We start from the raw sequence: 942 nt of genomic DNA on the forward strand, positions 1-942 counted from the left end.
AAGAGCCAGGCGAGCATGGCCGTGCGCAGATTGCCCACGTGAAGCTCGCCGGAGGGGCTCGGAGCGAAACGGCCAGCGGAAGTCATGGCACAAGACTATGCGCCGCCGGGCGTGCCTGCAGGATTCCGGGGAGGTCGGGGCCGCTGGGAGAATTGGGTACCTTTAGTTTCCAAAGAGAGGACCAACGTTGAACTCAGCTCGAGCCAAGGCGATGGTTTCCTTCTGGAAAGCCGAAGAAGGTTGGGGCGAACTTATTCTTCCCGACGGGAAGAAATGCTTCGCGCATTTCTCGGTCAGCGAGCAATCAGGCGGATACAGGTCCCTCAAGGCGGGTGATCTAGTGGACGTCGAGTGGACCGCCGCCTCCCAAGATGAATACGACTTTGTCGCGGTGTTGATTCAGCCTTTTTGAGAACACGACCCAGGCAGCACAAGAGCCCCTCAGCTACCGCAACTCATTCGGTGGCTCAGGGGCTCTTATGGTGGTGCCGGCCACCCTTCATGGCGACGCCGGCGGGGTGCGGAATGACGATGCGTGAACAAGAGTCAATCAGCGGCTGCGTCTTTGCGGGACGGTGTTTCGGGTGGCCGGGTGGTGTACCGGAGGATCCGTAGCCTGTGGGGTCCGGCGGTAGCCTTTCCCTTCGTTGCCACTATTTGAACAGAAACACTACAACTGGCGCAACGGACTCAATCACCACTGGTCAATCTGACTAATTGCCCACCAGAAGACGAGCAGCGGATGGTCACTTTGCCGAAGTCGGCTCCGCAGGTGCGGGAGAATGGGATCTGGTTGGACATTATGACCAGTCAAACCTTGAGCGACCAGGCAGAAAGCAGCAGCAATGCAGGAATTGGATTCAACGGACAAGCGCATCCTTGCCGCGCTCGACGACGACCCCCGGGTGCCGATCATGGTCCTCGCCCAGCGCCTGGGCCTGG

At 59.6% G+C, this 942-nt stretch carries 3 protein-coding genes; 2 read left to right on the forward strand and 1 reads right to left on the reverse strand.

What is annotated here, in order from left to right:
- On the reverse strand, window positions 1–86 hold an 86-nt coding region (locus AHiyo1_RS11915), incomplete at its 3' end, for a glutamate--tRNA ligase family protein (protein WP_148667566.1).
- Window positions 87–187: 101 nt separating this feature from the next.
- Here AHiyo1_RS11915 and AHiyo1_RS11920 point away from each other — a divergent pair.
- Window positions 188–412 carry a hypothetical protein gene (locus AHiyo1_RS11920; protein ID WP_216363190.1) on the forward strand — a complete coding sequence of 75 codons (225 nt, stop codon included), beginning with the start codon at window positions 188–190 and terminating at the stop codon, window positions 410–412.
- A 433-nt stretch (window positions 413–845) separates the two neighbouring features.
- On the forward strand, window positions 846–942 hold a 97-nt coding region (locus AHiyo1_RS26695), incomplete at its 3' end, for an Lrp/AsnC family transcriptional regulator (RefSeq protein WP_148667567.1).

Origin of the sequence: Arthrobacter sp. Hiyo1 (assembly GCF_001263615.2) — a bacterium.
Taxonomy (GTDB): Bacteria; Actinomycetota; Actinomycetes; order Actinomycetales; family Micrococcaceae; genus Arthrobacter.